The following is a 26,543-nucleotide window of genomic DNA, read 5'->3' on the forward strand; positions in this document are numbered from 1 at the left end:
AAACCTTCAAAATTCTTGCTGAGCGATATCGCAATCGAGGCAAAAGACTAGCATTAAGATTCAATCTAATTGCTGGAATTTATAACTTGGAGCTGAGTGAAAAATGACTTATGAAAGAAATCTATTATATTGATATTCTTTCCAAGCGATTAAAAGAGAATAAAAGCAAAGTTGGGTAAAGAGATAGTGTAGTGAAAATAAATACGTTTTTAATTTGAATTGAATATTAATATTTTTTACCAAAAGATAGAAATAAATAATTCATTAGATTTGTCATACAATCTATTACAAGCGTCCTTAATTACATTTAATTAAAAGTCAGGTGAATTCAAGCTTTTTTTAAAAGTGGAAGCAATTTTCTCAAAAAATTGGTTTAACCATCTTGCTGTGTATTTATATCGGCTATGTGATATGTAACTCACAGTGTTTTTTACATTTTGTCATATTGTTGCTGCGAAAAAATATGCTTGAATACATTACAAATGCCCAAGATTGTGCATAATGGAATGGTCTATAGTTACACAGGTTAAATTTATGGATCCGTCGCCGTGCGTTGGTCTGATTGAAGATATTCTTACAATCCAGAATGAGGAAGAGAGCTAATGGAATTTTTGTTAGATCCCGGAATCTGGGTTGGTTTACTTACATTAATTATTTTAGAAATTGTACTAGGGATTGATAACCTAGTCTTCATTGCCATTTTGGCAGAAAAACTCCCTCCAGAACAACGTGACAAAGCTCGTGTACTTGGTCTTTCACTCGCATTATTAATGCGATTAGGATTGTTATTTGCAATCTCTTGGTTGGTCACATTAACAAAGCCCCTGATTACCGTTTTTGATTGGACATTCTCTGGTCGAGATCTCATATTATTGTTCGGTGGATTGTTCTTAGTTTATAAGGCAGTCACAGAGCTGCATGAGAAATTAGAAGGTAAACCAGAAGTTCAAGTGACAACAAAAGTGGCATATGCCAGCTTTACAGCAGTCGTGGCACAAATTGTTGTCTTAGATGCGGTTTTCTCTTTAGACTCTGTCATTACAGCGATCGGTATGGTCGACAACATTTATGTCATGATGGCTGCAATGATTGTGGCAATGGCAGTGATGTTACTTGCATCTAAACCGCTAACGGCTTTTGTAAACCGACATCCGACCGTCGTGATCCTATGTTTAAGCTTCTTATTGCTTATTGGTATTAGTTTGATAGCAGAAGGTTTTGGTTTCCATATTCCGAAAGGCTATATCTACTCAGGTATTGGTGTTGCGATTATCATCGAAGCCTTTAACCAGTTTAGTCAACGCAATGCTCAAAAACACGAAGCGAAAATTCCATTACGCCATCGTACTGCAGACAGTATTTTAAAACTGATGGGTGGGCGCTTAGAAGCTGATCAAGTCGGTAATCAGGCGCAAGAAACCTTTGCAGACGAAGAGCGTTACATGATTGGGGGGGTGTTGACGCTTGCAGAGCGTTCAGTTGCGTCGATCATGACTCCCCGTAATCAAATTTCTTGGGTGGATTTAAATGACACACCTGAGCAAATTCGTGAGCAAGTCCTTTCAGTGCCGCACAGTTTATTCCCTGTGTGTCGTGGTAGCTTGGATAAAGTGATTAGTATTGTCCGTGCGAAAGAGCTTATTGATGTTTTAGATAGTGAAGATGATCTAAAAGCATTGATTAAACGTCATCGTCCGATCTTTATTTTCCAAAAGATGAAGGTGATTGATGCGATTAATACCTTGCGTACCTCTAAAGGCTCTTTGGTACTGGTTACGGATGAGTTTGGTGCGGTACAAGGTCTGATTTCACCACTCGATGTGTTTGAAGCGATTGCTGGTGAATTCCCTGATGCGGATGAACAACTTGATTTGATTAAAATCGATGATGAACATTGGAAAGCTTCAGGCATGCTCGATCTGTATCAGTTAGAACTTGAATTGGAAATGCTGGATTTGATCGAAGAAGATGATGGTTATATTAGTGTTTCAGGCCTCATTTTGGATCAGACTCATGGCAATGTTGAAGTCGGAACTGTGGTTGAATTTAAAGGCATCCAATTTAAAGTTACGGCAATGGATGAAAACCGCATTAAAACGGTTGATATCTATTACCAAGCTTAATGCTTAAATCTTAAATCTTAAAATAACTCAAAGACAGCTTTTAGAAGCTGTCTTTTTTGTATGACTAGAAAGTATAAGAAATCCTATCCAAGGGGGCTGTAATTCACGATGTTAAAACGTATTATATTTACATGATGTAACAGTAAAAAAACGCTGCATCTTTTGAGCTTTTAGAGGGCTAAAACGGTTCAAAAGTAATTAATATTGATAGGGTTGGTTTTAAAAAAGCATTAGGTTAAATAGTGATTCATTTTTAACTCGGGGTTTTAATCATCATAGATGATCTATTAATAATTTTTATTTCATTTTAAATATCGGTTTTGACAAATTTATAACTAGGTACTTTGAAGAAATTCAAAGTTAATCCATTAAAAAATGGGTGTTGGTATGGCGATCACTGAGAATATCATTGATTTTAGTAAACTCACGACTGAAGAAAAACATGAGTTGTTTCAACGGCTCTGGGAGTTTGATCAACGTATTTTCCCGACATCGAAAATTGAGCAACTTTATCAATACATGCATGACCCCGATATTGTAGCATTACCAATTATTCAGTATTTTGAGCAAGATAAACTGATCGGGCAAAACATTGTGCGTATATTAAAAATTATGCATAACAATCGGCCGATTTTTATTTTTAATTCACGGGCAGGGGTATTGGTAGATTACCGGCGGAAAAACCTGACCTTAAATTCGGCGATTAAAGTGGCGATGCAGCATCAGATTCGATTTCCAGTGATTCCGATGTGGTTTGTGGCTACATTGGCACAACCAAAGATATATACATTATTTGCCTCGCGCTCTGTTAAGTTTTATCCAAGGCATGGTGTCCCGATGCCCACTGAGTATGCGGATGTTTTAAACAGTTATAAAATCCGTCAGCATGATGTGCAGCATCGCGCTGAGGATATTTTTGTTCATCGTTGTGATTTACCGAAGGTGACGCCTGAGCAGTTGGTTCGGCTACGGAACAAATCTGATGAACATGTTCAATTTTATATGCAGCACGTGCCAGATTATTTTGATGGCATGGGTTTAATGTGTATTTGTAAATTAAATGTTTCAACTATTTTTGAAGCAAGTATGAATCTGGCAGTTGGGCGGGCAGTTTAATGATGGACATGGATGTGTTATGCGACAAATGACGATATATCGATTATTCGGTTTCGGCGCGGCGATCTTTTTAACGGCTTGTCAGCCAGCAGAGCAAAAAGTACAGGAGCAATCGCAGAAATGTGTTGCCCCCGAAAAACTGGTCAAACAAATTTATGATCAAGAGTTGAAATTGCATGCTTTGAGTAAAGATCAACTTGCTGCCTATTTTGAGCCATCGTTAGCGGAGCGTATGCAAGCGGAAATTAGCTGTAAACAGTCGCAACAAGCGTGTAATGTGGATTTTGATATTTTCACGGATAGCCAAGATCCGCAGCAAGATTCGAAAAAGGGTATTCAGCCTAAACTGAGTTTTGATGAAAATAAAAATGTGGTTCGCGCTGAGTTTAAAATTGGTGATGAAGCCAAAGTATTAAATTATGAAATGAGTGGTGGAGACTGTTCAAAAATCAAAAATATCGTCTATGCGGGTGATTATGACCTCGACATGATTTTGAGTAATCCAACAGAAATGATCGAAGATTCAGAAGCGTTTGATGCCAATGCTGCAAGTGACAGTACTGCACAGTAATTTTTGTCGCATATTAATTAGTACAAAACAGTATGAATCCTTGAACAGCTTGAGTCCTTTACTCAAGCTGTTTTGTTTTTCTCAAGCTATCGTAGCTTCATAGTGCATAAATTTGCATGTTGGCGAGTTGATTGAAATCGTCTTCATTGAGATTATAAATTTCATCTAAAAATGCAACATTAAAACTGCCGACACTTGAACTTAGTTCGTAGGCTTTTTGACCCGCAATCGCAAAGTGCAAATGTGCTGCGACCGTGCCAGCAGTTAGCGTTTCACTTACGGCGCAATACGCCGCTGTTAATGCACCTAAAGCGCAGCCAGAAGCCGTCACTTGGGGTTGTAAGTAAGATCCACCATTAATCTGTATCACCGCATTCATTTCTTTCGATAAGATGAAATCCGATTCGCCTGAAATTGCCACACATTCACAGTGTTCTAATAAGGGCACAGCATTTAAATAAATCTCGGCACTATTTAGTGTGCTATCCACGCCGCGGGATTCACCTTGATTACCTGCAAGACCGCTGATTTCTGATGCGTTGCCACGAATAATGCTTGGCTTGTATTGGAGTAATTGGTCAACCATTTCAGATCGCCACGGCAAAACGGGGCCATAACCGACAGGGTCAAGCACCCAAGGTTTATTTAAATTTTGTGCTGTTTGTGCAGCAATTTGCATGGCCTGCATTTGTTCAGACGTTGGCGTACCTAAATTGATATTCAATGCACTGGCAATCGAGGCAAAGCTTTCAGCTTCAAAGGGATTGTCAATCATTGCAGGAGAAGCACCCGCAGCCAAAAGGACATTGGCCACATAATTGCTCGCGACTGCATTGGTGATGATATGCACCAAGGGTTGTTTGGATTGAAGTTCAATCCACGCATTGATAACGCTTTGCAAAAGAGGGCTATTTAAGTCAGTTAATTCACTGTTCATGGTCGTTTCAAAATTTTCAGATTGATTCATCGTTTTCTCCCTTAGCGGGTGAAGTAATGGTCTTGATGTTTACAATTACGGCAGAACAGGGTCACATAATCTGCGGCATCATAATCGACAGAGAGCTCTTGTGAACCACAGTACATGCAGCGCTTTGTGGAATAAAAATTTAATCGAGGTTCGATTTTTTTCCAAGCATGGTGTATCGGTTGCACAAAGATACTTTCATCGAGTCCTAAAAAGTTAAAGAGCAAAATTTCACTCATTTTACTAAACGGTAATTGTGGCGGACGAGGGAGGGTAAAGGTTTCCCATCTTTCCTTTAAGCCACGTTCACGATATTGCTGTAAGGTCTTTTTTAACAGATTGGTATTAATGAAATTTTCATTACGTACTTGCAGGGCTTTCTGTTTATGTAGGTATTCGAGTGCTGACTGAATCATATAATAAATCTGCCCAATCGCTAAATGGTCGAGTAAGCGATAACAGAACACCTGAAAGCTTTTATTCCCTGCAATTTGAATACCCCATGTCTTACAGTAAAACTGCATGAATTGCACAATTTCTTGGAAAAGTAGGAGATACAAGCACTCTTTCACTTCGTCAGCACTTTTAAAAGGAACGCCTAAGGCTAAATTTTCATAAAACCAATGGCGCAGTTGCTGCGCTACGCTAAAAAGGCTGGGCTCCGAATATCCATGCAGACGGACATTGATATAATACTGCTCAGCTTGTAGTGCATCATCTTTCACAATCAAAATTTGCTCATGCACGAGATGCTTTTTGAGCGACTGTTGAAAGAGATAATTCGGGCTGATGTTGTGATATTTAATCGTATCCCAATCGATAAATTCTTGATGCGCCGTATGTTCTTGGACGTGATTATCCAATAAAGCCAGCAAAAAGAGTTTCTGTAAAAAGCTCAGCTCACTTAATTCACGTTCAACGATATCTTTATTTTTAAGTTTACGCTGTTCTTGTAAGCGGGTTTCTTTGAGTAGTTTTTTTCGTGCGGCCTGACAGTTTTCACAATGACAGTTGTATTGCTGTTCTGGAAATATTTGATGATGACAGTGGCTACACTGATAAAAATTAAATTCTTGCTCATCTAATTTTTCAGCATCTACCCAATACATAGATGCACGACACAACGGGCATTGCGTACTTTCATCCATTTGTTTGCGTAGAATATTGAACATGTTGCCAGCGTTTCTTGAAAGGTTAAATTGATTATACACATCTCTGTTTAAAGACGGGTTTGCAATTTCAGTTGCAGCAGCTCAGGCGAGAAGTCGACAAATAAAAAAAGCTGCATAGTGATGATGCAGCTTTTAGTTAGAATGGATTATTAATAGGCGGCTGGGCATGGGATCGATTCGTCCTCCTCTCCAAGTTGTTTGGCTTGTATTAAAGCTTGCACTTTTTTAGACGCCACTTTTTTAGTGCCTAATGCACTATATGAGTTAAGTAATGAACTGACCTCAAAGGCTTTGAGTGGAATCCCTTCGCAAGTCATAAACATTGCAATTACTTGATGGTCGATATTTGCAGCATCAAGCGCTTGCAGGGTCTTCATATTTTCAATACGGATGATGTGTTCTTTAATAAACATAATGCACCTCTTTTTGTTTTAGCCTGATGATTTTGCTTTTGGCAATTAAGTAGATGCAAAACGCATGCTCAAATGTTTTGAGTAGACATTTTAAAGCAGATAAACGGCATATTGTTTTATTAAGATATTGAAAATAAATTATTAATTTAAAAGTAACAAAATAATATTGATGCGTATGGCTATGTCTAATGAATTCTCAAAATGCTTAAACTGTTGAAAAAGAAACATCTTGGTGCATGGTTTAAACAGAAGTATGCAATCAAATCCAAATGAGAAGACTGAGATTATTTGAGAGCTTAGGTGCTTTTTGGAAGGAAACAGCTAAGCGATTGGATTTGAAAAGTATATTTGTATATATTGAGCTTATAATTCTAATGATCTAGGCTTCTAGGATTGAAACCAAGCGGAATCTACTGAACTTGATACACAGTATGATTCAGCTGGATTTCTAAAGGTTTTGATCTTTTTATCCTTTCTTTGTATGGAATACACATGTCAGACGCACTTAAAAACAGCAATATCACTCGCATGCAATTATATAAGCAGCCACAGGGTACGGTTGGCGCGCTGATTATTGGGCATGATCAAACACTAGAAAAGACGATCGAGTTATTGGGCCTGGCTCAGCAACATCAAGTATCTAAAATTTATGTGGCGGGTGCGACGGAAGAAATTCAGCAATTCCTCACCTCAAAAGTCACGGCATTTCAATTTTACTTTGCAGCAGACTACGACAGTGCACTCGATTTAATTTTCGCAAATCAATAATCCTCTAAGTCTTAAGCAGGAAAGTTTGAGCGCAATAATTTGAACGTACAGATGGATTAAGCACCTGTACTTTCTCTTTCTAGTATATAGGCGCTTTATTTATTTTAGGTAGATAAAAAAATTTGCACATTGTTATAGCTGTACTCAACTCAGGCATTTATTTTGCTTAAACATGGCGAAAATATGTGCCAGCCTTTAAATTATTCTATAAAGATGATTGAAAACAACATGCGCTGAGCCCATATATAAATCATTGTAAATGCGAAGACAGCTTATGCATCTTGTCGTATGATCAAGTCATTCACAATGTGTTCAAAAAGCTGATGAAGCAATAACTAAGGAATAGGACGAGATATGAATATTGCGGCAAATCCAGTGGTCGAAGCAGACCAAACTGTTTATTTAAAAGACTATCAAAAACCATCATTTGTCGTAGATAGTATCGATCTTGATATTCAAGTCTTTGATGACCATACCAATGTAAATGCAAAATTAGTGATGCAGCGTCAAACGGCAGGGGATTTGGTGTTATTGGGTCGTGATTTGGAACTCAAATCAATTCGCTTAAATGGTCAAGTTTTGCCAGCAGATGCCTATGTTGTAGATGCAGAACAACTGGTGATTTCAAATGCACCTGACCAAGCTGTCATTGAAACTGAAGTCGTGATTCATCCTGAAAGCAATACTCAACTCGAAGGTTTATACCAAGCGGCAGGCGATTTATTCGTTACTCAAAACGAGCCTGAAGGCTTCCGTAAAATTACCTATTATCCTGACCGTCCTGATGTGCTATCGGTATTTACCACACGTGTCGAAGCGGATAAAAAATTCCCTGTATTACTTGCCAATGGTAATTTGATTGAAGCGGGTGAAACCGGTGAAGGTCGTCATTATACCGTTTGGCAAGATCCAACCAAAAAACCATCGTATCTATTTGCTTGTGTGATTGGTGATTTGGCAGTACTCAAAGACACTTATGTGACGTCTGAAGGTCGTAATGTTGCTTTAGAAATCTATGCAGAAGAAAAAGACATTCCAAAATGTCATATTGCGATGGAAGCTTTAAAACATTCGATGCGTTGGGACGAAGAACATTATGGTCGTCCTTATGATTTAGACAATTATATGATCGTGGCAACCAGTGCATTTAACATGGGTGCAATGGAAAACAAAGGTTTGAATATTTTCAACACCTCTTGTGTGCTTGCTGATGAAGAATATACGACTGATGCTGCGATCATGCGCGTTCAGTCTGTGATTGCACATGAATACTTCCATAACTGGACGGGTAACCGTATTACCTGTCGTGATTGGTTCCAACTCTGCTTAAAAGAAGGTTTGACAGTATTCCGTGATCAGTCGTTCTCAGAAGATTTACAATCTGCTGCGGTACAACGGATCGATGATGTTGCAGTGTTAAAAGCACATCAGTTCCCAGAAGATTCAGGCCCGCTTTCACATCCACCGCGTCCAGATCATTTTGTTGAAATTAATAACTTCTATACCGCAACAGTGTACGAAAAAGGTGCGGAAATTAACCGCATGATGGCGACATTGCTGGGCAAAGAAAAATTCCGTGCAGGTACTGACGAATATTTCAAACGCCATGATGGTCAAGCTGTGACTGTTGAAGATTGGGTGGCAGCACTAACAGCAGGTTCAGGTGTAGATTTATCGAGTTTCTTGATTTGGTATAACCAACCGGGCACACCAAAACTTGAAGCAAAAGGTGAGTACGATGCTGCAAATCAAACCTATACTTTAAGTTTGAAACAAAGCTTAAAAGCGCATCCGAAATATCCAAATTTAAAAGCAGTGCCTATTCCTGTGGCTTTGGCATTGTTTGATGCGACGAGTGGTGAACAGTTAGTTCTCAGCTCCGATGCATTGGTTGAAAATGGCATCAAAGATGGCGTGTATTTATTTGATACCGATACTGCAACCATTACATTTAGCGGTGTAAAAACCCAGCCTGTTGTGTCTTTACTGCGTAACTTCTCTGCACCCGTTAATCTTGAATTTAACTATTCAGATGAAGAGCTTGCATTCCTGATGCAGTACGAGCCGAATGGTTTTAACCAATGGCAAGCCAGCCAAACCTTGTTAGAACGTATTTTGTTAAATGGCCATGATGCCGACATCTATGTTCAAGCTATTCAAAATACATTACCAGCATTGGTTGAGCGTGATCCACTACTTGCTTCACGTTTATTCGATGTACCGACAGAGGGTTATTTAGGTAGCCGTATTGATGCCGACTACAGTCCTGCCCAAGTGCAAGAACAACGTGAAGCACTTTTAAGTCGTGTGGCACGTGAGTTAGGTGCTTTCTTTAAAGAGACTTATGCAACTTTAGACCCAGATGCGCAGAAAGAGTTTTCACAAGCCATGGGTGTTCGTGCATTGAAAAACATCATGTTGAGTATGATGGCACGTCAAGGCGATGCATCCGTATTTGAATTGGCCTATGAACAATTCAGCTCTACAGGCAATATGTCTGAACGTCTTGGTGCTTTAAAAGTATTGGTTTGGAATGATGCACCACAAGCACAGCAAGCTTTAGAAGCCTTCTATACACGCTTTAAAAATGAAGCCTTGTCGATGGACCAATGGTTTATGCTGCAAGCAGCACATCCGAAAGCAACTGCGGAAACCATTAAGGCACTGACTGCTCATCCTGACTATGACTTGAAAGTACCGAACCGTATTCGTGCGGTTACAGGCGGTTTAAATAGCAATCCTGTCAACACATGGAGTTTTGGTGTGCAGCATATTGTTGAATTGGCTAAATTCCTCGATGAGAAGAATCCAATTGTCGGTTCACGTTTACTGCAAATTTTGTCCCGTTGGTACACTTTGGCAGAACCGCAGCGTAGTGAAGTCAAAGCAAAACTTGAAGCACTTAAACCTGTTGTGAAATCGAAGAATGTGTCAGAAACATTAAACAGTATGTTGAGTGTTTAATCATTCAACCTCTCTGTACGATTGATTTGAGTTAAATCAGTCCTACTAAAATGAGTCTGTTGTCATAGGTATGGCAGCAGGCTTTTTTTATATCCAGTCTTTTTTATCTAAACTTTAGTTAGGATTGAAAATCAATCATGTTTAGATGACTGAAACTCAAAAAATTTCTCTGAGCATTTATTTAAATTACATAATAATTGCAATATAAATCACATAATGGCGCTACAATGATGTGGGTTTATCGTATTTCTAACTATATGCGATAAGGCATCCAAGTTTATGAATGTTTAGATTTTTTTATCTATTTCATTGTGCAAGATTTTGAGGCGGGTCATGTTAGTTAAGGTTGATGAAGGTTTTTATTTAAACTCACATCATATTATTGCAATTCGAATTAATAGAGATTTGCTTGATACCTTTGTTGTTTCGGTAGAATACACACCCAATAGTGTGCAAAACACAGGTGTATTTGAAAAGAAATTCAATGCGCGCCGCGATGCAGAACAATACCTACAGACTCTGAATCAGATCATTGGTAAATCGTAAAAGCTAAAGTGTATATCGTGGATATTGTCTAGATTGAAATGGGCAAGATATGAATCAGACTCAGATTGACGTCTAGCTAAAGGGATGGAGCGCATCCCTTTTTTGTCTTATCTGAGCGAAGCTGATGTGAAGAATTGAAAATAAATCATTCTATCGATATGACTCGATTTGCACGTCGGATATTTTCCTGACATGCTGTAGCCATCCAAAATGAGTTAGAACTATATGCGAATCAGTATTGTGGGTGCAGGTCGTGTTGCAAATCATTTGCTCAATGTGCTTCATCCACAACATCACATTGTGCAAGTTTATGCGCGAAATCTTGATAAGGCAGAAAAACTTGCAGCAAGAGTAGGTGCAGAAGCTATTCATATCCCAACTGAGTTGAATGCTGAGATTGATCTTTTGATCATTGCGGTGAGCGACCAATCGATTGCAACCGTTATTCAGCAAGTCAAAGCCTATCTGCCACAAGTTTTGATTGTGCATACGTCAGGTAGCACCAATATCACTGTACTGACCCAACAGCATTCGCGAGCAGGGGTGTTTTATCCTTTACAAACCTTTAGTTTAGATCGAGATGTGGACTGGATGTCGACACCGATCTTTGTAGAAGCGGCCGACTCTGCAGATTTGACGACACTTACAGATTTAGCAAACAGCATTAGCCAAAGGGTTTATCGATATGATTCGGCACAGCGCTTGAGTCTGCATCTTGCTGCGGTGTTTGCCTGTAATTTTAGTAATTATTGTTATGACATGGCAAAGCAGATTGTCGATGCAAAACATGTCGATTTTAGCTTACTTTATCCTTTGATTTTAGAGACAGCCAATAAAGCTACTCAGGCTGAACCACGTAACATGCAAACTGGCCCTGCAATGCGTGGGGATCAAAATATCATGCAGATGCATGCCAATATGCTTGAGCAAGCTGATCAAGTCGACCTGAAAGCGGTCTATGAAATGCTGAGTCAGCAGATTTTTGAGCATCATCAGAAATAAACAATCTATAAAGAACAATGAATATTTATTAGCATAGAAATACATGTCAATCAGGATGTTACATGGCAAAAGATTTTAATAGCCCACAAGTGGTCGAAAGTTATGATGCACATATACGTAAATTAATTCCCGGTTATGAACTTGTCCATCAACAGATTCAGGCGGTGTTAAATTGCTATGTCGCTGAAGATGCCCATGTACTGATTATTGGATGTGGGACGGGCTATGAATTGGGCTATCTCATGGCCTTGAATCCAACATGGTCATTTACCGTTACAGAATTATCTGAAAATATGCTGAATCAAACACGGCAAAGTGTTGAAGCTGCTGGACAGTTGCATCGCGTCAAATTTGTTTTGGGCAGTCACACTACTTTTGAGCAGGCGAGTTGTTTTGATGCGGCGCTGAGTATCTTGGTGACGCATTTCATTCCATTGTCCGAAAAAAATGAATTTTTAACTAAAGCTTTTGAATTACTTAAACCGCAGGGCATTTTTTTAAGTTTTGACTTGATGCAAACTCATTCGCGTTTTGAGCAGCATGTACTGCCTGAGTTTTGCAAAATGCAGGGTTTATCTGCATCGCAAGCGACAAAAATGATGCAACGTTTAGAAGATGACTTTGAACTGATTAGCCAGCAGCACTATCAAAGCTTACTGAGGGAAATAGGCTTTGATCAAATCAATTGTTTCAGTCAAATCTTTAGCTATGCAGCTTACTGTGCTTTTAAATGTCGATAAATTAAAAAAATAATAGAGTCCAAGATTGGGCGTATCAAGTTCATTGATTATTTTGACAGATATTATTGCTACCTTGCATGAGTGACGCTTGCCTCAAAATTTCGATCCTTAGTTTCATCCTTCTTGCACAGTAGCACGCTTACAATTTTAAAAAAGAAACTTTTCAGTCAGGGTTAAATCCCTTACTGTGCATTTATAAAAATAATCAATTGGATGAAAATAATGTCAAAAATGGAATTTGATTACATTGTGATTGGTGGTGGAAGTGCGGGGTGCGTACTGGCTGCACGCCTCAGTGAAGATCCACATATATCTGTGTGCTTGCTAGAAGCAGGTGGGCAAGGTGATCAGTGGACGGTCAATATTCCAGCTGCATGCGTGGTGAGTTTACCGACCAAGATCAATAATTGGGGCTTTGAAACTGTGCCTCAAGCGGGCTTGAATGGTCGTAAAGGCTATCAACCATGTGGAAAATGCCTTGGTGGTTCATCCAGTATTAATGCCATGATTTATATTCTTGGACATAAAAATGACTATGATCAATGGGCGGCACAGGGCAATACTGGCTGGTCATACGACGAGGTCTTGCCATATTTTATTCGCTCAGAAAATAACAACCGAATACAGAATGAATTCCACGGTAATGACGGCCCTCTGTCCGTCACAGATGTACAAAGTGACAATATTTTCCATCAACGCTATACCGAAGCGGCTCGTGCACAAGGCCATAAAGTCCTCGATGATTTTAATGGCGCAGAACAAGAAGGCTTAGGGGTTTATCAGGTAACGCATATCAATGGAGAGCGTTGTAGTGTGGCACGTGCGTATTTATTTCCACATTTAGATCGGCCAAATTTAACTGTATTGACCAAAGCCACAACACATAAAATCATTATAGAAGATAAAGTGGCCACAGGTGTTGAAGTCCAACATGCAGGGCAAATGAAACACCTAAAAGCCAGACGTGAAGTCTTGCTCAGTGCCGGTGCGATGCAATCACCGCAGATTTTAATGTTGTCTGGAGTAGGCGATCAGGCCGAACTCCAAGCGCATGGTATTGAAGTGAAACACCATTTACCGGGTGTAGGAAAGAACTTTCACGATCATCCCGATTTCATTTTTGGTTATAAAGTCAAAGAATACCAAGGCACATTTGGCGTATCTTTACCCGGTTCAATTGATATGTTTAAGCAGATTGGTCGCTATCGTAAGGAACGACGAGGCATGATTGCTTCAAATTTTGCAGAATGCGGTGGTTTTCTAAAGTCTTCACCCGATTTAGCAATGCCAAATTTGCAATTACACTTTGTCGTGGCGTTAGTAGATGACCATGCACGGAAATTTCATGCAAGTCATGGTTTGTCGTGTCATGTGTGTCTGCTCAATCCAAGAAGTCGCGGTACGATCAAATTGAGTGGTTCTAGTGTAAATGCTCCATTATTGATTGATCCAAACTTTTTAGGGGATGAGCAGGATTTAGAAGATTTGGTACAAGGTTTTAAGTTGACGCAGCAGTTAATGATGTCGCCGTCTTTATCGAGTCATTATCAGCAAGATTTATTTACCTCACTGGTCAAAACAGATGATGACATACGTGCAATCTTACGTCAGCGTGTGGATACGGTTTATCACCCTGTCGGTAGTTGTAAGATGGGCGTAGATGAGATGTCTGTGGTTGACCCTGAATTGAAAGTCTACGGGATTCAAAACCTTCGTGTAGTCGATGCCTCCATCATGCCTTCTGTGGTGAATGGCAATACCAATGCCCCAACAGTGATGATTGCTGAAAAAGCCGTGGATATGATTCGTCAAAGTCAGCTCCAAGCGCAAGTAGCCTAGGTGTAAGCAGTTTTCCTGTGATTTGAAACAACACAGATAAATCTTAGATCAAAAACAGCAATAAAAATTAGTTTACTTTTTTGAAGATGAAGTCATTAATTTTATGGCCTGCTTCAATTCCGCGACGTTCAAATTTAGTTTGTGGACGCCAGTCTGGACGAGGGTAGCTATTGCCTTTACCCGCAAGGTTTTCAAGACGTGGACGTTCTTCAAGAACTTCGATCATCCATTCAGCATACGGTTCCCAGTCAGTCGCTGAGTGGAATGTACCGCCGATTTCTAATTTTTCTTCAACCAATGGCATACGGTCATGAGATACAAAACGACGTTTGAAATGACGTTTCTTCTGCCATGGATCTGGGAAGTATAATTGCACAGTATTAATACTGTTATCTGGCATTTCACGTAGCACTTGGATGGCATCAGCATCCAATACTCGAAGGTTAGTTAAACCTGCAAGACCTGCTTCATACACACATTGAGCGATACCCGGAACATGCACTTCAATGCCGACAAAGTTTCGCTCTGGGTTTGCTTTTGCCATTAGCACCAAAGAGCGACCCATACCAAAACCGATCTCTACAGTTAATGGGCGTTCAGGGTGTTCAAAATGCTGACGCAAATCACCAACGGGGTATTCCAAAATTAGATGACCATATTGTTCCAGCGCAGTACGTTGCGAAGTATTAAGTGGCGCAGAGCGGCGCATAAACGTCACGATTTCACGGTGTTCGTTTAGGTTATCCAGATCTACAGCGTGCTGGTCTAATTGATCGTTCGACATAACTTTGGCAAATGTAAAAAATTCGAATGCGGTATTTTAAGTCCTGAGATGCACAAGTCAAATTTTTTACCGTGAATATATCCTCTTTTTGCTCAATCTCACCGACGGAAGCCGTGCCGAGGATTTGCCATGTACAGTGAATTACTTAGCTCAAAAGTCATGAATTAACATTAATCTAGGCTGTTTTTTCATCAAGATCTTCACTGTCAGCACCATCAGGTTTAAATGGCAAAATGGCCTCAATAACGGTACAACCCGGCTGTGACTGTATTTTAAATTCACCACCGATACGATGGATTCGTGTTTGCATACTATGTAGACCAACATGTAGACCTTGTTCAACATCGTTAGGGTTGAAGCCTATACCATTATCTTCAATACGTAATATCAGTTGAGTCTCTGTTTCGCACAAACTGACTTGAACTTTGCTAGCCTGACTATGCTTTAGAATATTGGTCAGGGTTTCTTCAGCGACACGAGTCAAATTGAGACATTGAGTTGCAGTGGGTGAGTGAATCCATTCGGCAGCAAATTTCCAGCTTGAGCTCATGTCTAATTCTTCAAAGAGCTGTACAAAGCGATGGCGAATCGGCGCCGCCCATTCGATCGGGGTGTCCGGAACTTTCGTCCCTATACTCGAACCTGAATCGATGACTTGTCTTAAATCATTACGGAACAGTTTAAGCATCGACATGATTTGTGGTTTTTCAATTTTATCATTTTGTTCTAACAGTAAAATTGAACGGACAATTGATCCGCCTAAACCATCATGTAAGTCATGAGATAAATGAATTCGTTCTTGAAGTCGTGCATTTTCAAGTGCGAGTTGATGTTGTTGACCAAGTGAAGTGGCGAGTTTCAGTTCAGCTCGTTGTACATTTTCAGTTAAGGTCTTATTAAAACGTTCAATTTGACGGGTGTGTCGAGCTAAACGCAAAGCCAGTACCCCGCCCAAAACGAGGGTGGTTAGTGGGCCAGTATATGGTGAGAGCGCATGGCCTTCCATGGTCATCATAAAGTGCGCATCATGTACCGCAATTGGTAAATAAATCAAATACAGCGTTGCAAGCAAATAGGTTTCAGCCATTTTGGCTTTATACGCCAAGTAGGGGTAGCTAATACATTTGGCCACAAAGACCAAAACAAAGAAGCTAAAACAAATTTGGATGACGGTCTTTAAATAAGCCTCTGGTGCAAAACCGATACAGAGTGCTGCGATAGTGGCAAGGCTTAATAACAGCTTTTGAATTTTCGGGAAAGGATGGTTTGCAAAATACCACGCACCAATACAGCCAAAAACCGTATAAAAACAGAAAATGATATTTTGTAGGCGGTCGACCTGTACGGTGGTTAGAAATGAAATTGGTCCATTAAAAATAATACACAGGCTATAAAATACCCAAGCCATGCCTGTGATGGTTAACCATAAGTAAGCTCTTTCATTACGATTGGCGAGCCATGCTAAAAAAAAGAACACAGCCACGACGAAATTAATCATCGTATTGAGTTCGACTAATTGTCGTTGTTCGAGTAACCAAATTTTAAAGGTGTCATAGACTTGCTGGTATTCCCCAATTTGAACTGAACTGAGTCCTGATTTTTGGGTCACCGAACCATACACTTGCACCCAAATGGTGTTTACACCTTGCTTTAAACTCGAGCTAGGCAAGTTAAACAGTCTAGGTTGATGTTGGCTTCTCGAAAAATGCTCTACTGAAATATAGTCTTGCCAAAGTAGGGCATCGTTGATGTAAACCCGTCCACTTTGGGTGATGCCTTGTATGGCGATAGCAATGGGCTGATTTAACTGATGGAGGTCACAGTTCAATTTAAATTGGATTTTGTACCAAGCGATACCATGATAATCCGGCCAACGTTTATTCCAAGTGTCTGGAAGCTTTTGCAGATTTTGCCAACCTGTACGTGGGCGCTCTTGCTCGACAGCGCTTTTAGCTGTGGCAATATGGGTGATTTCAACAGGACAATGACTGCTTGAGATCTGTGGGGTGGCATTGGCAAAACTGGGTATAGCGATACAACATAGCAGGCAAAATTGACTCGCTAAGACCAGCAGCCGATTTGCTTGAATGCAGTGTCGTGACCAAAACCAAACCATCAAAATTCCCCCAATTTTGTGTATCCACAATTTAAAAAAATATATAGAAAGTCACATCAAATCTTTGTTTTATTTTTAATAGTTATAATTTTATGAGATGAATTATACAGTTAAATCGAATGAATGGTGAATTTTTCTCTTTTTTATAGGCTTAGTATTATATGTAATGTCATTACACATCAGAGCTTCGATCTTTGAAACCCTTTGCTATATACATCCTGCATAGGGTTTCAATAGGTCACACTTTATTGAAAATTGATTTGATTCAAAGTGAATATTCAAAAATCCATTAGTCACTGACACGGTCAAGTAAAGTGCTACTTGCTTCATTTAAGCCAAAGACCTCTACTTGAATGTGTTTTGACTCAAATTTTTGCACGACATTTTTTAAAATATTGACTGAGGTAATATCCCAAATATGGGCATGGCTCAGATCAATTCGTACATGACTAACAATCTCCTGAAAATCAAAAAATTGATAAAAACTCTCAGAGCTACTAAAGAAAATTTGCCCATAGACCGTGTAACTACGGACGTTGTCTTTAAGTTCTGATATGACTTTTACCGAACTTTCCAGTTGATTGATAATAAACAACGCAGAGAGGAGCACACCAACCAATACGCCAAGCGCCAAGTTATGTGTTGCAAGCACCACGATCACCACAGCAATCATCACGACATTAAAAGACATTGGATGCTTTGAAAATTGCTTGACGGAATTCCACTGGAAAGTAGTGAATGACACCATGACCATAATCGCGACTAAGGCCGCCATTGGGACATAAGCCAACCAGTCTTTTAAGAACACCACCAAACACAACAAAAATACACCTGCAACCAAAGTGGAAAGGCGAGTTCGCGCGCCAGAACTAACATTAATAATCGACTGCCCAATCATGGCACAGCCAGCCATGCCGCCCATAAAGCCACTGACAATATTAGCAATCCCTTGACCACAACATTCCTGATGACGATCACCTTCAGTTCCAGTGACTTCATTGATCACTGTCGTGGTCATCATGGTTTCTAATAGGCCAACTGTTGCTAGGGTAATGGAATAGGGAAAAATAATCGTGAGGGTTTCAAGATTGAAAGGAATTTCAGGAATCAAGAAAATAGGTAAAGTCTCTGGAAACTTACCCAAATCACTCACAGTACGCAGGTCAGCACCTAAAAATAATGCCAAACTACTGAGGACAATAATGCAAATCAGCGGTGATGGAATGGCTTTGCCAATTTTAGGTAGATATGGAAAAAGATAAATAATCGCAAGCCCTAAAAGCATAAAGACATAGCCCCAACTATCCATCTTTGACATTTCAGGTAGCTGTGCGACAAAAATCAAAATCGCGAGTGCATTTAAAAAACCATACACCACTGACTGCGAGACGAAGCGCATAAGTTTTGCGACTTTAAAATAGCCAGCAATGATCTGAATCACACCAGTCAAAACCGTGGCAGCCAAAAGGTATTGCAAACCATGATCTTTGACCAAAGTGATCATAAGTAAGGCCATCGCACCCGTAGCAGCTGAAATCATTGCTGTACGACCACCAAAAAAGGCAATGGTGACGGCAATACAAAACGAAGCGTACAAACCAACCTGAGGGTCAACCCCAGCAATAGCTGAAAAGGCGATGGATTCTGGAATCAACGCAAGTCCAACCACCAAGCCAGCGAGTACATCAGTACGAATATTGGAAAACCATTGTTCTTTTTTAAGTTGTAACACGGTAACTTTTCATCAAATCTTAAACGCGGCTATGTTAAAACAACTGAGTATAAAAATGCATAACAGATTGACTTGAAATCTTCTTGATAATGGACAATAGTCAAAGAGTATATGTGTTTCAGCATTTACGCTTTTTTGCAATTTACAGGTTTGATCACTTGAAAGTTTGACAGAAGAGATTTAAAACATTGAATAGTACATAACAAGGATCAGATATGAAGCTTTATTATTCTCCAGGTGCATGTTCATTAGCATCACATATAATTTTAAATGAAATTAATGTCGATTTTGATTTGGTCCGTGTTGACCTAAAAAAACATAAAACAGAAAAAGGGGTGGATTATTACGAGATCAACCCAAAAGGTTATGTACCTGCATTAGAAATTAACCCAGGTTTGATCCTGACCGAGAATGTGGCAATTTTACCGTTTCTTGCACAGCATGATCCAAAACAAGATTTAATTCCGCCATCAGGTTTAGGTCGTGCCAAAGTTTTAGAATGGCTTGGCTATTTGAACTCAGAATTACATGATGCTTATGCCGTATTCTTTGGTGCTCCACTAGATGCAGACGCTAAAGAAAAAGCTTATGCAGAAATTGATTGTTTATTGACATACATCGATAAAGCGATTGGTGAATCGGATAACGACTATTTAGTCGATGATAACTTTGGCCCTGCAGATGCCTATCTCTTTGTACTGACAAATTGGTCAAATGGCATCGGTCATGATTTAACGCCATATAAAAATATCATTGCTTTACGCAACAAAGTTGCAGAGCGTCAATCAGTTCAAATTGCGATGCGTGATGAAGGTTTAATTCCTTAAGTTAAGTTTTGAAATTGAATAAACAAACCGCCGAAATTGGCGGTTTGTTTATTGCTAGATTGGCATTGCTCAGGTTCAACTTAGTACTCGAACTGTGTATAGAAATCATCAAAGTTAATATTTTTAAGCGTCAGTTGCTGTGGTGATTTGAAGGTTGACCATTTGGTTTGAGTTTTGGCATCTTCAAACATATTGCCGCCTACAATTTCCTTACGTTTTAAGGTCGAAAAATTATAGCTTTTCGATGTTTCTTCACCTGAAGCTCGGTGAAAGCTACTGTAGTCAAAACCAATCAGGTTAAAGCGTTGATTTTGCCAACGGAAGGTATAACTATGTCGGGGCCATTCCCAGCCACCACAAGCCATAAAATAACTAAAATGAACGAGTAAATTGCCTTTACTGATTTGGATGTCTTCTGCTTCAGCAAGTGGGTCAAGTAAGCATGAATTGGGTTGCTGAGCGACAGGGATGCTATTGTTTTCAACGATACGTTGATATCCCTTTGCGGTTTTAAAAAACACGATGAGTTTTCGTGGATGGTTATGAACGACTTTGCCATCGTCATCATAGGTCGCCACATCGACTTTTTGTTTTTCCACGATCATCGCAATATCTGGCTTTTGATCTTTGTTTAGGTCGCCAGTCGTAGTCATCAAAATGTTCCAACCTTGAGGCGCAAGTGATTTGGCTGTGCTAGGCACTTGGGCAGACAGCCAACTAGATGCGGCACAAAGACTCAAAGTACACAATATATGGGATTTTTTCATTGTTATCAGGTTTTCAAAATCAAAAAGAGGACTCAATAGAGTCCTCTTTTATACCGTGAATGAGTTCTTATTTAAAGAAGTATCCGGTTTCAGGTGAACTGGCATTTGCCATGCGTTTACGCGGCATACGTCCTGCTAGGAATGCTTCACGACCGGCTTCGACTGCTTTTTTCATCGCTGAAGCCATTAGAACAGGGTTTTGAGCTGCTGCAATTGCCGTATTCATTAATACGCCATCACAGCCCAATTCCATCGCTATCGCTGCATCACTTGCGGTACCTACACCGGCATCGACCAAGACAGGCACTTTGGCGTTGTCTTTAATGATCGAAATAGTATGTGGGTTGAGAATGCCTAAACCTGAGCCAATAAGGCTACCTAAAGGCATAATGGCTACACAGCCCATGCTTTCGAGTTCTTGTGCCACTATTGGGTCATCTGAGGTATAAACCATGATTTCAAAGCCATCGTCAATCAACGTACGTGCAGCTTTTAAAGTCTCAGTAATATTTGGATATAGGGTTTTCTCATCCCCTAAAACCTCAAGTTTAACCAAATTGTGACCATCTAAGAGTTCTCGTGCCAACATGCAAGTACGGACCGCACTGTTCGCATCGAAACAACCTGCTGTATTTGGCAAAATCGTATATTTCTCAGGTGGAACCACTGAAAGCAAGTTCGGCTGGTCTGGATGCTGACCAATATTCACACGGCGAATGGCAACGGTCACAATTTCAGCACCACTGGCTTGAATGGCCTGGTCAGTTTCCGTTAAGTCCTTGTACTTACCTGTACCAACTAAAAGTCGTGAATTAAATGTACGTGAACCAATGATTAGGGGTGTATCTTCCATGGGAGCTCCATTTTAGCCGCCACCTACGGCATGAATAATTTCAATATGATCTTGCTCAGTAATTGGGGTTTGTTCCAATTTACTTTTCGAGATGATCATTTCATTTTTTTCAACAGCGAAGCGTTTGCCTTCCAGTTGTAATTGTTGAACCAATTGCAAGAGGTTGACACATTCGGTTTGTGTAGCTTCGCCGTTTAAATAGATTTGCATTTGTGGATTCCGATCTTGCTGCCTTACCTATTGAGTAAGGCCAATTCTGCTGTTGATTATTTTGCGTATTTAAACGCATTCCATGCCAATATAAGCCATCCAGCAATCATCAGCGCTCCACCAATCGGGGTAATTGCACCGAGACCGCGTGGTAAGCCTAAAGCCATCACATATAAAGAACCACAGAAGAAGAAAATACCAATTTGTATAAGTAGGAAACTGGCTTTTATTGGAAGTTGGGGAATGACTTTGGATAAGATCGCGAGGGCAAGTAAGCCCAGTGCATGATAAAAGAAATAGTCCGTTGCAGTTTGCCACCAAGCCAATTGGGCTTCAGTCGCGCGCGCTTTTAATCCGTGTGCACCAAAGGCACCAAGCATCACAGCAAAAGCTAAGTTAAGTGCGGAAATGGCAATCCACATGTGCATTCACCTTAACAAAATTTGCGCATAACCATAGCATATTTAGCGCGCAGGGTTAAAGCAAAAATGCCCAAAGTTTTTGTGTTGCAGTTTGTCATTCGACAATATTCAGGCATAAAAAAAAGAGCATCGAAATGCTCTTTTTTAGTATGACTGGGAAAAGCCTTCAACTTAGTTTGAAGACATTGCGACTTTAATTTTTTCCATCGCATTTTTTTCCAACTGACGAATACGTTCAGCAGATACATTATATTCCGCCGCCAATTCATGTAGCGTCGACTTTTCGTCATCTAACCAACGACGTTGTAAGATGTTACGTGAACGATCATCCAGCTGATCCATGGCTTCATGTAAAGCTGAAGTACTTTGTTCTTCGTAGTCTTCATCTTCCGCTAAACGCGCAGGGTCGTAACGGTTATCTTCGAGATAAAGGGCAGGAGCGACATGGGTCGAACCTTCATCGTCATCATCACCTTGAGCTTCAAACGCAGCATCATAAGCGGTTAAACGGCCTTCCATTTCCAAGACTTGTTCGGGTGTCACATTTAAGTCATTGGCAATTGACTGTGCTTCAGCCAAAGTTAATTTTTTAGACGACTTTTTTAAGCTACGTAAATTAAAGAATAATTTACGCTGTGCTTTAGTGGTCGCAATTTTGACAATACGCCAGTTACGAATCACATATTCATGAATTTCTGCTTTAATCCAATGCACAGCAAAAGATACGAGACGTACGCCCATGTTTGGGTCAAAACGTTTTACCGCTTTCATTAAGCCCAAGTTACCTTCTTGAATCAGGTCACCTTGTGGCAAGCCGTAGCCTGCATAGCTACGTGCGATATGTACAACAAAACGAAGATGTGACATCACAAGCATTTTAGCTGCGTCTAAATCTTGGTCATAATAATAACGTTCGGCCAGCTCTTTTTCTTGTTCGGCCGATAAAATTGGAATCTGATTAACAGTACTAATATAAGCACCAAGATTCACCCCAGGTGCCGATAATGACAGGGGCATCAATTGATTGCTGCTGTCACTCATGTTTTCTCCTTGAGAACTAAAAATGGGTAAGCCCAATAACTAAGATTCATCTTAATCCAATATTTCCGTAAATTATGGAAAATTGGGTATAGAAATGTAAACTTTTATTCAATTATGAAGCAATTTAGTTTAACTGAATCTTTTTAAGATTCAATCAAGTAATGAAACTCAGAATCGGAAATTTTGCGCATTTCACAGTTTAACTGATGTATTTGACAGTATCGTGATACATCTTGTTGGCTGTGCGGATCGGATGACTTTAACAATAAAGATTGGTCTGGACTTTTCTTTAAAGCTTTTTTGAGCATCAATAGTGGCATCGGGCAGGGTTTACCCATTGCATCTACAGTTAAAAGCGAATTTTGGCTGTCACTCACGAAGCAGATCCAACATGTTTACATTTCAATGGAAATATTAGCAAATACAGTGCCAAATCCCAACCTAAAATAGGTAAAAATCCTTTGTAATTTATAACTCAAACGATGTGAAAAAATAAGAATATTCAAAAGGAAAATAGATCAAAAAAATCTATTAATTGCGGTAAACCCGTGTTAAGCTCGTTGCGTTGTTAAGATTTTTGTTGGCTGTGAAGCCTCTTAACTCTTGATATATTTGGATGTAACCGGGATTTTGTTGATAGTTTTACAGAATGATTACAAGCTTAGAAATAAAAATATTTTTTTTAACCTTGTTTGGTCTGCTGTTTGCAACACCGGGTGGTCCTTCTTTTTTAAATACGATAAGGATTAACTTATGACAGCTCGTGAACAAGGCGTTGTTAAATGGTTCAACGACACTAAAGGCTTTGGCTTTATTCAACGTAACGGCGGCGACGACGTATTCGTTCATTTCCGCGCAATTATGGGCGAAGGCCACCGTTCACTTCGTGACGGCCAACGCGTAGAATTCAGCGTTGTTAAAGGTCAAAAAGGCTTCCAAGCTGAAGAAGTACAACCTTTAGACTAATCGTCTGAATGTACTCAAAAACGCTCCAATGTAAATTGGGGCGTTTTTTGTTTATAATGCTTCAGCAATTTTGTGATTATTCAATTAGGGCACATCTATATGTCATCAGGTTTTGAAACCTTAAATTTACATCCGAACCTTAAAAAAGCCATTGATGCTTTAGGTTTTAAGGATATGACGCCTATTCAGCAAAAGGTTTTAAAATTTACATTGGCTGGACATGACGCTATTGGTCGTGCTCAAACTGGTACTGGGAAGACTGCGGCTTTCTTGGTCAGTGTGATCAATGACTTGTTGAATAATCCAATTAAAGAACAGCGTTATCGTGGTGAACCGCGTGCATTGATTCTTGCACCAACGCGCGAACTTGCTTTGCAAATTGAAAGTGATGCAAAAGATTTAGTGAAATACACTGATCTCAATGTCATGACTTTGCTCGGTGGGGTAGATTTTGATAAGCAAAAAAATCTATTAAATCGTAATTTTGTCGACATTATGGTTGCAACCCCAGGTCGCTTAATTGACTTTGTGGAACAAAAAGAAGTTTGGCTCGATCAAATTGAATTTTTAGTGATCGATGAAGCTGACCGTCTTTTAGATATGGGCTTTATTCCTTCAGTGAAACGTATCGTGCGCTTTTCACCACGTAAAGAACAACGACAAACTTTGATGTTCTCTGCGACGTTTAGTTATGACGTGCTCAATCTTGCACAGCAGTGGTTGTTTGAACCCGTTACAGTTGAAATTGAACCTGAGAAAAAAACCAATGCAGATGTAGAGCAACGTGTATACATGGTGGCGAAGTCTGATAAATATAAATTATTGGAAGACATCTTACGTGATGAACCAATTGAAAAGGTCATGATCTTTGCCAACCGTCGTGATCAAGTGCGTAAACTTTATGATCACCTCAAAAAAGATGGTTATAAAGTGGTGATGTTGTCAGGTGAAATCGCTCAAGATAAACGTTTGAAAATGCTTGATCAGTTCAAAAATGGTCAACATAACATCATGATTGCAACAGACGTTGCAGGTCGTGGTATCCATGTCGATGGTGTTTCTCATGTCGTGAACTTTACACTTCCTGAACAGTCTGATGATTATGTACACCGTATCGGTCGTACAGGTCGTGCAGGTACTCGTGGTGTGAGTATTAGTTTCTTGTCTGAAGATGATGCTTTTTCACTACCTGAAATTGAAAAAGCCATTGGTCAAAAATTACCTTTAACCCGTTTAGACGGTTATTGCTAATTTTTGCTTCAAAAAAAGCCTGCAGATTTGCAGGCTTTTTTATTTCATGTCGACTATTTCATAACGACAATTTCATTTTGAGTTAATGACAAAACGACATCACAGACTAACGTTTTAGTTGGCACGGCAACTAAAGGTCAGTACAGTTTGGTAATCATCATCTTTGCTGATACTGCCGCTATTTCCTGTAATGGTGCCAAGTACGCCAGCCGCAGCCTGAATCATTTGACCTGTCTTTTCATCGACCACGCCTTTTAAAACACCGTTGTATTCTTGCTTTTCATCCACGACGACAGGGGTCGCATTTTTACCACAGGTACTATTTGCTGCTGCAATTGCATTATTTTTTGCCGCTAAACTGGTTTTACCTACGGCAGTCACTTCATATTGATTATTCGGTTTTTGAATCGCTAAAGATTTTGTTGGCGTAGATGTACATGCAGCTAAAAGCACAGTTGCGCTTAGCGTGCTAACAATGGCAACAGTTTTGTTGAATTTTTTCATGCGGTGCCCCGAGTTAGAAACAATTTGATTTATTTGAACATAAAATTTCTTATAGAACAGGGAACTGCTGTACAAGTTATGCGGTTTTTTTATAGTAAATCTGTGAATAAAGCTGACTTAACAAATAAGCACCGAGTCTGATGTAAACATTCTAGAGTAAGTTATTGAGAATATGCTAATCTTGAGCAAACGTTTTAAAGTACAGTGTATAGATGTCAATTCTAAAATCAGCAGTTGATACAGTTCATCAAAATATTCATCAGCGTCAGTCGATTGGTCATTTAATTGAACCTGCGCCGAATGCTGAGCAATTGGAAAATGCGTTTCAAGCCGCTTTAACGGCGCCAGATCATCATCGTCTTAAGCCTACGCGTTTCGTGATTATTCCTGAAACTGAACGTGAAGCATTTGGTGAGTTGCTTTCACATGCTTTAGCCGATACTGGACAAACAGAAGAAGCGCAGTTGGAACGTGTGAAACACCATCCATTTCGTGCGCCACTATTGGTTTTGGCTTTAACTCAATTACAAGATCATCCCAAAGTTCCGCATTTCGAACAAATTTTAAGTTCAGGCGCAGCAGTACAAAACTTTTTGCTCTCTTTACAAGCACAGGGCTTTTCAACCATGTGGCGTAGTGGGGCGGTGGTTGAATCTAAATTGTTTAAACAAGCCTTAGGCTTAACGGAAAACGATTTGATTTCAGGCATTATTTATATCGGTACAGCTGTGAAAGCAATTCCACCTCGTGCTGAAATACAGTCTGCTGACTTTGTAAGCCATTGGCATAAAGCAAACCAATAAAAGTGAAAAATAGATCGATTGATGAAGTTCGATCAGTAAAGAAATTAGG

General features: G+C 39.7%; 26 protein-coding genes and 1 pseudogene. 14 read left to right on the forward strand and 13 right to left on the reverse strand.

Annotation, left to right across the window (positions count from 1 at the left end; genetic code table 11):
• The 4 genes and pseudogenes from FTU12_RS12850 to FTU12_RS12865 form a co-directional block, all read left to right on the forward strand.
• Nucleotides 1–107 (forward strand): annotated as a pseudogene (locus tag FTU12_RS12850) (IS5/IS1182 family transposase); the annotation flags it as partial.
• 495 nt (nucleotides 108–602) lie between these two features.
• On the forward strand, nucleotides 603–2,123 hold the full coding sequence (locus FTU12_RS12855; RefSeq protein ID WP_180114531.1) for a transporter associated domain-containing protein: 1,521 nt from the start codon (nucleotides 603–605) through the stop codon (nucleotides 2,121–2,123).
• A gap of 387 nt (nucleotides 2,124–2,510) precedes the next feature.
• Entirely contained in the window at nucleotides 2,511–3,239 is a 729-nt protein-coding gene (locus FTU12_RS12860) for a hypothetical protein (RefSeq protein WP_180114532.1), read from the forward strand.
• 19 nt (nucleotides 3,240–3,258) lie between these two features.
• Nucleotides 3,259–3,810 carry a hypothetical protein gene (locus FTU12_RS12865; protein ID WP_180114533.1) on the forward strand — a complete coding sequence of 184 codons (552 nt, stop codon included), beginning with the start codon at nucleotides 3,259–3,261 and terminating at the stop codon, nucleotides 3,808–3,810.
• Nucleotides 3,811–3,907: 97 nt separating this feature from the next.
• Here the strand turns inward: FTU12_RS12865 and thiM are convergent, their stop codons facing one another.
• From thiM to FTU12_RS12880, 3 genes are all read right to left on the reverse strand, one after another.
• Nucleotides 3,908–4,777 (reverse strand): hydroxyethylthiazole kinase, encoded by an 870-nt coding sequence (gene thiM / locus FTU12_RS12870; protein ID WP_180114534.1) that lies wholly within the window; start codon nucleotides 4,775–4,777, stop codon nucleotides 3,908–3,910.
• Between the two features lie 11 nt (nucleotides 4,778–4,788).
• Entirely contained in the window at nucleotides 4,789–5,946 is a 1,158-nt protein-coding gene (locus FTU12_RS12875) for a hypothetical protein (protein WP_180114535.1), read from the reverse strand.
• Nucleotides 5,947–6,095: 149 nt separating this feature from the next.
• A complete protein-coding gene (locus tag FTU12_RS12880) occupies nucleotides 6,096–6,359 on the reverse strand; it encodes a hypothetical protein (protein ID WP_078193641.1) in 264 nt (87 codons plus the stop codon).
• 492 nt (nucleotides 6,360–6,851) lie between these two features.
• Between FTU12_RS12880 and FTU12_RS12885 the strand changes: the two genes are divergently transcribed.
• From FTU12_RS12885 to FTU12_RS12910, 6 genes are all read left to right on the forward strand, one after another.
• Nucleotides 6,852–7,127, forward strand: a complete 276-nt coding sequence (locus FTU12_RS12885; protein ID WP_078193640.1) for a hypothetical protein — start codon at nucleotides 6,852–6,854, stop codon at nucleotides 7,125–7,127.
• Nucleotides 7,128–7,481: 354 nt separating this feature from the next.
• Nucleotides 7,482–10,091, forward strand: coding sequence for an aminopeptidase N (gene pepN / locus FTU12_RS12890; protein WP_180114536.1), 2,610 nt, complete (start codon nucleotides 7,482–7,484; stop codon nucleotides 10,089–10,091).
• 333 nt (nucleotides 10,092–10,424) lie between these two features.
• Nucleotides 10,425–10,637 (forward strand): hypothetical protein, encoded by a 213-nt coding sequence (locus tag FTU12_RS12895; protein WP_078193638.1) that lies wholly within the window; start codon nucleotides 10,425–10,427, stop codon nucleotides 10,635–10,637.
• Nucleotides 10,638–10,862: 225 nt separating this feature from the next.
• A complete protein-coding gene (locus tag FTU12_RS12900) occupies nucleotides 10,863–11,639 on the forward strand; it encodes a Rossmann-like and DUF2520 domain-containing protein (RefSeq protein WP_180114537.1) in 777 nt (258 codons plus the stop codon).
• A gap of 62 nt (nucleotides 11,640–11,701) precedes the next feature.
• On the forward strand, nucleotides 11,702–12,379 hold the full coding sequence (locus FTU12_RS12905) for a class I SAM-dependent methyltransferase (protein ID WP_180114538.1): 678 nt from the start codon (nucleotides 11,702–11,704) through the stop codon (nucleotides 12,377–12,379).
• Between the two features lie 222 nt (nucleotides 12,380–12,601).
• Nucleotides 12,602–14,218, forward strand: a complete 1,617-nt coding sequence (locus tag FTU12_RS12910; RefSeq protein ID WP_180114539.1) for a GMC family oxidoreductase — start codon at nucleotides 12,602–12,604, stop codon at nucleotides 14,216–14,218.
• A gap of 67 nt (nucleotides 14,219–14,285) precedes the next feature.
• Here the strand turns inward: FTU12_RS12910 and trmB are convergent, their stop codons facing one another.
• The 3 genes from trmB to FTU12_RS12925 form a co-directional block, all read right to left on the reverse strand.
• Nucleotides 14,286–15,002: a tRNA (guanosine(46)-N7)-methyltransferase TrmB gene (gene trmB, locus FTU12_RS12915; protein WP_078188891.1), complete on the reverse strand. Its 717-nt coding sequence runs from the start codon at nucleotides 15,000–15,002 to the stop codon at nucleotides 14,286–14,288.
• Between the two features lie 175 nt (nucleotides 15,003–15,177).
• Nucleotides 15,178–17,118 (reverse strand): sensor histidine kinase, encoded by a 1,941-nt coding sequence (locus tag FTU12_RS12920; protein ID WP_180114540.1) that lies wholly within the window; start codon nucleotides 17,116–17,118, stop codon nucleotides 15,178–15,180.
• A gap of 289 nt (nucleotides 17,119–17,407) precedes the next feature.
• On the reverse strand, nucleotides 17,408–18,850 hold the full coding sequence (locus tag FTU12_RS12925) for a SulP family inorganic anion transporter (RefSeq protein WP_180114541.1): 1,443 nt from the start codon (nucleotides 18,848–18,850) through the stop codon (nucleotides 17,408–17,410).
• Between the two features lie 215 nt (nucleotides 18,851–19,065).
• Between FTU12_RS12925 and FTU12_RS12930 the strand changes: the two genes are divergently transcribed.
• Nucleotides 19,066–19,677: a glutathione binding-like protein gene (locus FTU12_RS12930; protein ID WP_180114542.1), complete on the forward strand. Its 612-nt coding sequence runs from the start codon at nucleotides 19,066–19,068 to the stop codon at nucleotides 19,675–19,677.
• Nucleotides 19,678–19,757: 80 nt separating this feature from the next.
• On the opposite strand, the gene FTU12_RS12935 is transcribed toward FTU12_RS12930, so the two are convergent.
• From FTU12_RS12935 to FTU12_RS12960, 6 genes are all read right to left on the reverse strand, one after another.
• Nucleotides 19,758–20,444, reverse strand: coding sequence for a hypothetical protein (locus FTU12_RS12935; protein WP_180007314.1), 687 nt, complete (start codon nucleotides 20,442–20,444; stop codon nucleotides 19,758–19,760).
• Between the two features lie 67 nt (nucleotides 20,445–20,511).
• Entirely contained in the window at nucleotides 20,512–21,297 is a 786-nt protein-coding gene (locus FTU12_RS12940) for a thiazole synthase (protein WP_111885685.1), read from the reverse strand.
• A 12-nt stretch (nucleotides 21,298–21,309) separates the two neighbouring features.
• Nucleotides 21,310–21,507 carry a sulfur carrier protein ThiS gene (gene thiS / locus FTU12_RS12945; protein ID WP_180007313.1) on the reverse strand — a complete coding sequence of 66 codons (198 nt, stop codon included), beginning with the start codon at nucleotides 21,505–21,507 and terminating at the stop codon, nucleotides 21,310–21,312.
• 56 nt (nucleotides 21,508–21,563) lie between these two features.
• The gene (locus FTU12_RS12950; RefSeq protein WP_078188880.1) at nucleotides 21,564–21,929 is read right to left on the reverse strand and encodes a DUF423 domain-containing protein; all 366 of its coding nucleotides are present in this window, start codon (nucleotides 21,927–21,929) and stop codon (nucleotides 21,564–21,566) included.
• A gap of 171 nt (nucleotides 21,930–22,100) precedes the next feature.
• Nucleotides 22,101–22,970: an RNA polymerase sigma factor RpoH gene (gene rpoH / locus FTU12_RS12955; RefSeq protein WP_078188879.1), complete on the reverse strand. Its 870-nt coding sequence runs from the start codon at nucleotides 22,968–22,970 to the stop codon at nucleotides 22,101–22,103.
• Nucleotides 22,971–23,113: 143 nt separating this feature from the next.
• The gene (locus FTU12_RS12960) at nucleotides 23,114–23,308 is read right to left on the reverse strand and encodes a sulfurtransferase TusA family protein (RefSeq protein ID WP_078189214.1); all 195 of its coding nucleotides are present in this window, start codon (nucleotides 23,306–23,308) and stop codon (nucleotides 23,114–23,116) included.
• 415 nt (nucleotides 23,309–23,723) lie between these two features.
• Here FTU12_RS12960 and FTU12_RS12965 point away from each other — a divergent pair, with 415 nt between their 5' ends.
• On the forward strand, nucleotides 23,724–23,936 hold the full coding sequence (locus FTU12_RS12965) for a cold-shock protein (RefSeq protein ID WP_005014923.1): 213 nt from the start codon (nucleotides 23,724–23,726) through the stop codon (nucleotides 23,934–23,936).
• A 99-nt stretch (nucleotides 23,937–24,035) separates the two neighbouring features.
• Nucleotides 24,036–25,187 carry an ATP-dependent RNA helicase RhlB gene (rhlB, locus tag FTU12_RS12970; RefSeq protein WP_078193628.1) on the forward strand — a complete coding sequence of 384 codons (1,152 nt, stop codon included), beginning with the start codon at nucleotides 24,036–24,038 and terminating at the stop codon, nucleotides 25,185–25,187.
• A gap of 114 nt (nucleotides 25,188–25,301) precedes the next feature.
• Here the strand turns inward: rhlB and FTU12_RS12975 are convergent, their stop codons facing one another.
• On the reverse strand, nucleotides 25,302–25,691 hold the full coding sequence (locus tag FTU12_RS12975; protein ID WP_078188876.1) for a hypothetical protein: 390 nt from the start codon (nucleotides 25,689–25,691) through the stop codon (nucleotides 25,302–25,304).
• A 212-nt stretch (nucleotides 25,692–25,903) separates the two neighbouring features.
• On the opposite strand from FTU12_RS12975, the gene FTU12_RS12980 reads away from it, so the two are divergent.
• Nucleotides 25,904–26,494: a nitroreductase family protein gene (locus FTU12_RS12980; RefSeq protein ID WP_171525909.1), complete on the forward strand. Its 591-nt coding sequence runs from the start codon at nucleotides 25,904–25,906 to the stop codon at nucleotides 26,492–26,494.
• Nucleotides 26,495–26,543: the final 49 nt, after the last annotated feature.

It is taken from the genome of Acinetobacter sp. YH12063, from assembly GCF_013419715.1.
Classification (GTDB): Bacteria; Pseudomonadota; Gammaproteobacteria; order Pseudomonadales; family Moraxellaceae; genus Acinetobacter; species Acinetobacter amyesii.

Excerpts from the sequence above, each read along its gene's own strand:
- FTU12_RS12855 (WP_180114531.1), top strand. The coding sequence starts at position 603 with ATGGAATTTTTGTTAGATCCCGGAATCTGGGTTGGTTTACTTACATTA.
- FTU12_RS12860 (WP_180114532.1), top strand. The coding sequence starts at position 2,511 with ATGGCGATCACTGAGAATATCATTGATTTTAGTAAACTCACGACTGAA.
- FTU12_RS12865 (WP_180114533.1), top strand. The coding sequence starts at position 3,259 with ATGCGACAAATGACGATATATCGATTATTCGGTTTCGGCGCGGCGATC.
- thiM (WP_180114534.1), bottom strand. The coding sequence starts at position 4,777 with ATGAATCAATCTGAAAATTTTGAAACGACCATGAACAGTGAATTAACT.
- FTU12_RS12875 (WP_180114535.1), bottom strand. The coding sequence starts at position 5,946 with ATGTTCAATATTCTACGCAAACAAATGGATGAAAGTACGCAATGCCCG.
- FTU12_RS12880 (WP_078193641.1), bottom strand. The coding sequence starts at position 6,359 with ATGTTTATTAAAGAACACATCATCCGTATTGAAAATATGAAGACCCTG.
- FTU12_RS12885 (WP_078193640.1), top strand. The coding sequence starts at position 6,852 with ATGTCAGACGCACTTAAAAACAGCAATATCACTCGCATGCAATTATAT.
- pepN (WP_180114536.1), top strand. The coding sequence starts at position 7,482 with ATGAATATTGCGGCAAATCCAGTGGTCGAAGCAGACCAAACTGTTTAT.
- FTU12_RS12895 (WP_078193638.1), top strand. The coding sequence starts at position 10,425 with ATGTTAGTTAAGGTTGATGAAGGTTTTTATTTAAACTCACATCATATT.
- FTU12_RS12900 (WP_180114537.1), top strand. The coding sequence starts at position 10,863 with ATGCGAATCAGTATTGTGGGTGCAGGTCGTGTTGCAAATCATTTGCTC.
- FTU12_RS12905 (WP_180114538.1), top strand. The coding sequence starts at position 11,702 with ATGGCAAAAGATTTTAATAGCCCACAAGTGGTCGAAAGTTATGATGCA.
- FTU12_RS12910 (WP_180114539.1), top strand. The coding sequence starts at position 12,602 with ATGTCAAAAATGGAATTTGATTACATTGTGATTGGTGGTGGAAGTGCG.
- trmB (WP_078188891.1), bottom strand. The coding sequence starts at position 15,002 with ATGTCGAACGATCAATTAGACCAGCACGCTGTAGATCTGGATAACCTA.
- FTU12_RS12920 (WP_180114540.1), bottom strand. The coding sequence starts at position 17,118 with ATGGTTTGGTTTTGGTCACGACACTGCATTCAAGCAAATCGGCTGCTG.
- FTU12_RS12930 (WP_180114542.1), top strand. The coding sequence starts at position 19,066 with ATGAAGCTTTATTATTCTCCAGGTGCATGTTCATTAGCATCACATATA.
- FTU12_RS12935 (WP_180007314.1), bottom strand. The coding sequence starts at position 20,444 with ATGAAAAAATCCCATATATTGTGTACTTTGAGTCTTTGTGCCGCATCT.
- FTU12_RS12940 (WP_111885685.1), bottom strand. The coding sequence starts at position 21,297 with ATGGAAGATACACCCCTAATCATTGGTTCACGTACATTTAATTCACGA.
- thiS (WP_180007313.1), bottom strand. The coding sequence starts at position 21,507 with ATGCAAATCTATTTAAACGGCGAAGCTACACAAACCGAATGTGTCAAC.
- FTU12_RS12950 (WP_078188880.1), bottom strand. The coding sequence starts at position 21,929 with ATGTGGATTGCCATTTCCGCACTTAACTTAGCTTTTGCTGTGATGCTT.
- rpoH (WP_078188879.1), bottom strand. The coding sequence starts at position 22,970 with ATGAGTGACAGCAGCAATCAATTGATGCCCCTGTCATTATCGGCACCT.
- FTU12_RS12960 (WP_078189214.1), bottom strand. The coding sequence starts at position 23,308 with ATGGGTAAACCCTGCCCGATGCCACTATTGATGCTCAAAAAAGCTTTA.
- FTU12_RS12965 (WP_005014923.1), top strand. The coding sequence starts at position 23,724 with ATGACAGCTCGTGAACAAGGCGTTGTTAAATGGTTCAACGACACTAAA.
- rhlB (WP_078193628.1), top strand. The coding sequence starts at position 24,036 with ATGTCATCAGGTTTTGAAACCTTAAATTTACATCCGAACCTTAAAAAA.
- FTU12_RS12975 (WP_078188876.1), bottom strand. The coding sequence starts at position 25,691 with ATGAAAAAATTCAACAAAACTGTTGCCATTGTTAGCACGCTAAGCGCA.
- FTU12_RS12980 (WP_171525909.1), top strand. The coding sequence starts at position 25,904 with ATGTCAATTCTAAAATCAGCAGTTGATACAGTTCATCAAAATATTCAT.